Source organism: Bradyrhizobium sp., assembly GCF_049581145.1.
Taxonomy (GTDB): Bacteria; Pseudomonadota; Alphaproteobacteria; order Rhizobiales; family Xanthobacteraceae; genus Bradyrhizobium.
The window spans coordinates 1-6,455 of sequence record NZ_JBAURI010001007.1 but is presented as its reverse complement, the minus strand read 5'-3'; the positions used below and the strand labels follow the sequence as shown (position 1 = coordinate 6,455).

6 protein-coding genes are annotated in these 6,455 nt (G+C 62.5%); 4 read left to right on the top strand and 2 right to left on the bottom strand.

The features are described 5' to 3' along the window. Positions 1-122 precede the first annotated feature (122 nt). Positions 123-1,214, top strand: coding sequence for a TAXI family TRAP transporter solute-binding subunit (locus WCB02_RS32715; protein ID WP_423964859.1), 1,092 nt, complete (start codon positions 123-125; stop codon positions 1,212-1,214). Positions 1,215-1,482: 268 nt separating this feature from the next. Here WCB02_RS32715 and WCB02_RS32710 read toward each other — a convergent pair whose 3' ends face one another. Beyond that, a complete protein-coding gene (locus tag WCB02_RS32710; RefSeq protein WP_423964856.1) occupies positions 1,483-1,692 on the bottom strand; it encodes a hypothetical protein in 210 nt (69 codons plus the stop codon). A 358-nt stretch (positions 1,693-2,050) separates the two neighbouring features. Further along, positions 2,051-2,437: an energy transducer TonB family protein gene (locus tag WCB02_RS32705; protein WP_423964853.1), complete on the bottom strand. Its 387-nt coding sequence runs from the start codon at positions 2,435-2,437 to the stop codon at positions 2,051-2,053. Positions 2,438-2,711: 274 nt separating this feature from the next. Between WCB02_RS32705 and glgC the strand changes: the two genes are divergently transcribed. The 3 genes from glgC to WCB02_RS32690 form a co-directional block, all read left to right on the top strand. Continuing rightward, positions 2,712-3,974, top strand: coding sequence for a glucose-1-phosphate adenylyltransferase (glgC, locus tag WCB02_RS32700; RefSeq protein WP_423964851.1), 1,263 nt, complete (start codon positions 2,712-2,714; stop codon positions 3,972-3,974). Continuing rightward, on the top strand, positions 3,971-5,437 hold the full coding sequence (gene glgA, locus WCB02_RS32695) for a glycogen synthase GlgA (protein WP_423964849.1): 1,467 nt from the start codon (positions 3,971-3,973) through the stop codon (positions 5,435-5,437). The genes glgC and glgA overlap by 4 nt, the downstream gene beginning before the upstream one ends. A 106-nt stretch (positions 5,438-5,543) precedes the next feature. Continuing rightward, the coding region (locus tag WCB02_RS32690; RefSeq protein WP_423964847.1) for an MFS transporter at positions 5,544-6,455 on the top strand (912 nt) is incomplete at its 3' end.

Genomic DNA, 6,455 nt, shown 5'->3' with positions numbered 1-6,455 from the left:
GCTCTTCCAGCCCAACTGGTCCGGCAAAATGTCCGTCCTCATCGCCGCCGCTTTTCTGTGGCCGATCTGAGGGAAGCCGGCCGATTGCAAGCAGGAGATGAACTTTGCGTGGCGTAGTATTGATGAGCGTGCTTGCGGCGATGTTGGGGATGGCGGCGCCGGCTGCCTTCGCGCAGACCGCCCGAAGCGGACCTGCGACCACGGCAACCATTCCCGGAGAAGGAGGCAAGGTCCAGGAATCGAACGAGTGGACGGTCGGTATCGCCGGCGGGCTGCTCGAAGGCACCAACATTCGTTTCGCGGCCGAAATGGCCAAGGTGCTGGACGATAGACCCAGGCTGCGGGTGCTGCCGATCGTCACTTACGGAGCGCTCGGCAATGTCGAGGACCTGCTCTACGTCAAGGGCGTCGATGTCACGATCACCTCGGCCGACGTGCTCGACGAATATCTCCGCAACGGAACGCTCGCCCATATCAAGGACCGGATTCGCTTCATCTGTAAGTTCTACATCAATGAGGTGCACATCTACGTTCGCCCCGAGATCAGGACACTGGAGGATCTCAACGGCAAGAAGGTGAGCTTCAACACCGTGGGGAGCGCGGCGAACCTGACCGGCGGCATTCTTTTCGATCGCCTTCACATCAATGCGCAACGAGTCTTCATCAACAACTCGATCGCACTCGAAAAGATGCGGACCGGCGAAATCGCGGGTGTCGTCCATGTCACCGGCAAGCCGACCGATCTGTTCACGAAGTTCAAGCCGGAGCCTGGATTCCACTTCCTGGCGGTGCCATTTTCGAAGGACCTGCTGGACTATTATGTCCCGACCCAATTGACGTCGGCGGACTATCCCAATCTGATCCCACCCGGCCAGTCCGTGGACACGATCGGAGTGCCGCAGGTGCTGGCGGTGTATAATTGGCCGCAAAACACCGAGCATTACCGCCGTGTCGCCCGTTTCGTGGAATATTTCTTCGATCGGTTCAACCAGTTCCAGAAGCCGCCGTTCCATCCCAAATGGAAGGAGATCAGCCTGTCCTCGTCGCTTCCCGGCTGGACCAGGTTTCGCGCCTCGGAAGAGCTGCTGGCAAAGCCGCCAAAAGCCGAGCAGCCCGATCGATTGGAGGCTCCAACCGATAGCGGAGAGCAGGACAGTCCGGACTTGCTGAATCGGTTTGGCAACTGGCCGGCGACGACTCCGCTCGCGAGATAAATGGATCCAGGACCTCTTGGCGCCGTGTCATCGAGATCGATCAAACGTCGCTCCGGCCCTGGGCGAGCGATCCGGTGAAACCCGGCATATCGTGCAAGGCTTGATCTCTGGCGTGCGCTGCGCCGCCGTCATTCCGGGCGGGCTCTGGAGCGAACCCGGAATCCATGACCACCGGCCGGAGTTAAGCGATGCAGCCGTCGTCCGTCCGCCAAAGACGTCCCGGTGCGCGTCGCCAGCATATGCGGCCGCCGCCCGAGCGGCGCCTCGGCTATTTATGGTCTGCCTGGGCTTGCGCCGACTTGTGCGCCTCGTGGTGGCCGATCGCGCAACCGGCGGCTGCTCCGACCTTGCCGTGTCCGGCCATGTGGCCGGCAACGCCGCCCACGATGGCTCCCTTGATGCATCCCTTGGCGTCCGCCGCGGCGCCGAAGCCCAGCGCTATCGCAGCCACGCCGGCCGCCATGATGATCCGTTTCATGATTGATCTCCGATCGTTGATGTCGGCATGACAACCGCGGCGGAGAAGGTCTGTTCCGTGACGGAAAGTGGAAACGGCAGACCTGCAGTAGGTAGACCTGCAGCATTTGAGCGATCCGATCATAGCTGAAGCGGCGGTCGCGAGTGACCGCCAAAAGCCGAGCGGCAACCAGCTTGCTCAGGTGATCGCTCGGTGTCGAGCGAGAGACATTGGCGCAGTACGAAAGCTCCGTGGCGCTGTCAGGGACTGGATAAGGGCGCAAAGCATGGTCGCTCGCGCAGTGTCAGCTAACAGCCCCGGCAGATGCTCCGCATCACGCTCTCGAGCCCATTCTCGCTGCGCACGGTTTCAATATAGCTCATGGTGTCTCTGGAGATGATCCAATCGCCGATCTGAAAAACACCGGCGCAACAAACTTCAGGTCCTTGCCGGTGACCCCCGGAGGAGCCGGGGGAAACGGTTGAGCGCTCCTGATCATTTCCAGCGCGGCCTTATCGAGCGCCGGGACGCCGCCTGCACTCAGGATATCAGTGGATATCAATTTGCCGGCGCGATCGAGGATGAAGGCCACCCTTACCGAGCCGTCTTTACCAATTGCTTCGAGCGGAAAATGCTTATGCGCTTCCAACTGGACGACAATTTGCCGTTTCCATGCGTTCGTCGTGTCCGATTGCGCCCAGCACGGGGAGGCAACGATGCAAAGCAACAGGCAAGCACGCCACATCCATTCCCGTCGCCCGACCATGACATCCCCCGGCGGGCAAAGATGCCCATGATGAACGACCCTATCAATCCCAGGTTTAGCTGATCAAGAAATTTTACCTAAACCATGGATTCAAGATGGCGGGTTACGCCATCGCTGCGAGGTCATCGGCGGATCACGATCCGCCCTGCGGACCATACATACGACTTCCCGATCGGCCATTCGTCCCGCTACAATCGGGCCCGTGGCCCCTCGACTTCGCCTTCCGGACAAGAGAAGGTTTCGAGGGAATGCCGCGAGGCCCCGGGAGGACGAAATGGCCGCCGTCATCAACGAACCGCTGTCGCGCCATGCCTTGGCGTTCGTGCTTGCGGGCGGCCGCGGCAGCCGGCTTCTGGAACTGACCGACCGGCGCGCCAAGCCGGCGGTTTATTTCGGCGGGAAATCCCGCATCATCGACTTTGCGCTGTCGAATGCGGTGAACTCGGGCATCCGCCGGATCGCGGTTGCGACGCAATACAAGGCGCACAGCCTGATCCGGCATCTGCAGATGGGCTGGAACTTCTTCCGGCCCGAGCGCAACGAGAGCTTCGATATCCTGCCCGCCAGCCAGCGCATCTCGGAGACCAACTGGTATCTCGGCACGGCTGATGCCGTCTACCAGAACATCGACATCATCGAACCGCACGGCGCCAGGTTCGTCGTGCTGCTGGCGGGAGATCACATCTACAAGATGGATTACGAAGTCATGCTGAGGCAGCATGTCGAGCAACAGGCGGACGTCACGATCGGGTGCCTGGAGATGCCGCGCGCGAGATCGAGCGGCTTCGGGATCATGCACATCGACGAGCACGGCGTGGTCAAATCCTTTCTCGAGAAACCGGCGGATCCGCCGCCAATGCCCGGCAAGCCCGACACCTCACTGGCGAGCATGGGGATCTATGTGTTCGATTCCAAATTCCTGTTCGACGAGCTGCAACGTGATGCCAATGACCCGAACTCCAGCCATGACTTCGGCAAGGACATCATTCCCCATATCGTGAAAAACGGCCGGGCCGTGGCCCACCAGTTCTCGACTTCATGCGTCAGGTCCGGCGACGATCCGCGCACCTACTGGCGCGATGTGGGCACCGTCGACGCCTATTGGGCAGCCAACATCGATCTCACCGATGTGCTGCCGGAGCTCGATCTCTACGACCGCGCCTGGCCGATCTGGAGCTATGCGGAGATCTCGCCGCCCGCGAAGTTCGTTCACGATGAGGAGGGCCGGCGCGGACATGCGCTGAGCTCGCTGGTTTCCGGAGGTTGCATCATATCCGGCGCGGCATTGCGTCGCTCTTTGCTGTTCACCGGCGTGCACATCAATTCGTTCGCCAGCGTCGAGAATGCCGTCGTGCTGCCTTACGTGAATGTGGGACGCAATGCGCGGCTGAAAAATGTCGTGATCGATCGGGGTGTACGAATTCCCGAAGGCCTGGTGGTCGGAGAAGACCCCGAACTCGACGCCAAACGGTTTCGGACCACCGCGCAGGGCATCGCTCTGGTGACGCAGCCGATGATCGACAGGCTGGAGGCATGACGCCGCTTCGCGTTCTGGCGGTCGCCTCGGAGTTCTATCCGATCATCAAGACCGGCGGCCTTGCCGATGTCGCAGGTGCGCTGCCGATCGCGCTGCGCGCGGACGGCATCGAAACCCGGACCCTGGTGCCCGGATATCCCGATGTCATCAAGGCGCTGCCGACGGCGGAAGTCCTCCTCGATTGGCCGGATTTCCACGGCGGCCCGGTTCGCCTGCTCGGCGGCTCACACCGGAGTCTCGATCTCCTCGTGCTCGATGCGCCACATTTGTTTGCGCGGCCCGGCAACCCCTATCTGGCGCCGGACGGCAAGGACTGGCCCGACAACGGCGTGCGCTTTGCGGCGCTGTCGCGCATGGCCGCCGACATCGGCCAGGGCGCCATCCCGTCTTTCCTGCCCGATATCGTGCACGCCCATGATTGGCAGGCGGGACTGGCGCCGGCCTATCTGCATTATGCCAACGGTCCGCGACCCGGCACCGTGATGACGGTTCATAACATGGCCTACCAGGGCAGGTTTCCGCATGACATGCTCGATGCGTTCGGCCTGCCGCCGGAGTCGTTCACGATGCACGGCGTCGAATATTACGGAACGATCAGCTTCCTGAAGGCGGGCCTGCAATTTGCCGATCGCATCACGACGGTGTCTCCGACCTATGCGGTCGAGATTCAGTCCGATGAGGCGGGCATGGGACTGGGCGGATTGTTGCGCGAGCGATCGCAGGTGCTGAGCGGAATCCTCAATGGCATCGATACCTCCGTCTGGAACCCCGAAGCCGATCCGTATATCGCCGCTCGCTTTGGCGCAAACGAGTTGGACTCTCGTGCAGCGAACAGGGCTGCCCTGCAGCGGCAGCTTGGCCTTGATCCATCGCCGAATGCGCTGCTGCTCGGTGTCATCAGCCGGCTGACTTGGCAGAAGGGACTGGATCTCCTGCTCGACACCATTGCGACCATTGTCGGCGAAGGAATGCAGCTGGCTCTGCTCGGGACGGGGGACCGCGATATCGAGCATCGCTATCAGGCAGCCGCGAACGCGAATCAGGGCCGGATCGCGGTTGTGATCGGCTATGATGAAGCCCTGGCGCATTTGATTCAGGCCGGCGCGGATGCCCTCGTCGTGCCGTCGCGTTTCGAGCCCTGCGGCCTGACCCAGCTTTGTGCGTTGAGATACGGCGCGGTCCCGATCGTATCAGGGGTCGGCGGCCTTGCCGATACGGTCAATGATGTTGACGAGGCTGACATTGCCGACGGAGCTGCGACCGGCTTTTTGTTCAGCCTCGGCACGGACGAAGCTCTTGCGGCTGCCCTGTGCAGGGCCAACAAATCGTTCCAGGACAAGCCCGGCTGGCGACAACTGCAGCTCAACGGCATGTCGACCGACGTCTCGTGGCGCGATCGCGCCAGCCGTTACGCCGTGCTCTATCGTGAAGTCGTCGCAGCGCGCCGGAACGACATGCATTAGGGGCGGCGATTTCTCCGCTCCGCATCGCCGGCTATCGACCGTCGACGCCAAAGCTTCGCCTGCTCCCGCTGGTTCTCCGAGGGAGCGCACCCTACATTGCCCACAGATGAGCAACGCCCTTCATGTTCCCTTTGACGCCGCGACCGTGCGAACAGCCGAGGGGGCGCGTTCGCCTGCCTATCCACGCCTCGTCGTCGCAACGACGATCCTGGCATCGAGCCTGGCGTTCATCGATGGTTCGGTCGTCAATGTCGGACTACCGGCGATCGGTCGGAGCTTTCATGCCGATGCGACCGGCCTGCAGTGGGTTGTCGATGCCTATTTGCTGCCCTTGAGCGCGCTGCTTTTGCTGGGAGGCGCAGCCGGAGACCGCTACGGCCGCCGCCGTCTGCTGGTCGCGGGCGTCCTGCTGTTCGGTCTTGCTTCTCTGGCTTGCGCGGCGGCGCCTTCTCTTCGGCTGCTACTGATTGCTCGTTTCGTGCAGGGTGCGGGCGCCGCCATGCTGATGCCGAACAGTCTCGCGATCCTGGGGCAGAGTTTCTCCGGAGAGGCGAAAGGCCGCGCGATCGGCATCTGGGCGGCGACCGGAGCGGCCGCGAGCGCGATCGGACCTGTGCTTGGCGGGTGGCTCATCGATGCCGGCAGTTGGCGGCTCGCCTTTCTGATCAACGTTCCGCTGGCCGCGGCTGCGATCGTGCTGGCGTCGGGTTATGTCGACAAGGACGTCGACGACGCGGCCGGCAATCTCGACTGGCCAGGGGGAGCGCTGGCGACAGCTGGCTTGGGCCTGGCGACCTGGGCGCTGACCGAAGGATCCGGCCGGGCCTGGTCGGCTTCCGCCTTCGTCGTGCTGGGAGCGGGCCTGATGTTCTCGCTGCTGTTTCTGTTTGCGGAGCGACGGCGCGGCGACTTGGCCATGATGCCGCTCGCGCTGTTCGGATCTCCGAGCTTCGTCGGCCTCACGCTTTTGACGCTCCTGCTGTACGGCGCGCTCGGCGGCTTGTTCGTGCTGGTGCCC

Excerpts from the sequence above, each read along its gene's own strand:
- WCB02_RS32715 (WP_423964859.1), top strand. The coding sequence starts at position 123 with ATGAGCGTGCTTGCGGCGATGTTGGGGATGGCGGCGCCGGCTGCCTTC.
- WCB02_RS32710 (WP_423964856.1), bottom strand. The coding sequence starts at position 1,692 with ATGAAACGGATCATCATGGCGGCCGGCGTGGCTGCGATAGCGCTGGGC.
- WCB02_RS32705 (WP_423964853.1), bottom strand. The coding sequence starts at position 2,437 with ATGGTCGGGCGACGGGAATGGATGTGGCGTGCTTGCCTGTTGCTTTGC.
- glgC (WP_423964851.1), top strand. The coding sequence starts at position 2,712 with ATGGCCGCCGTCATCAACGAACCGCTGTCGCGCCATGCCTTGGCGTTC.
- glgA (WP_423964849.1), top strand. The coding sequence starts at position 3,971 with ATGACGCCGCTTCGCGTTCTGGCGGTCGCCTCGGAGTTCTATCCGATC.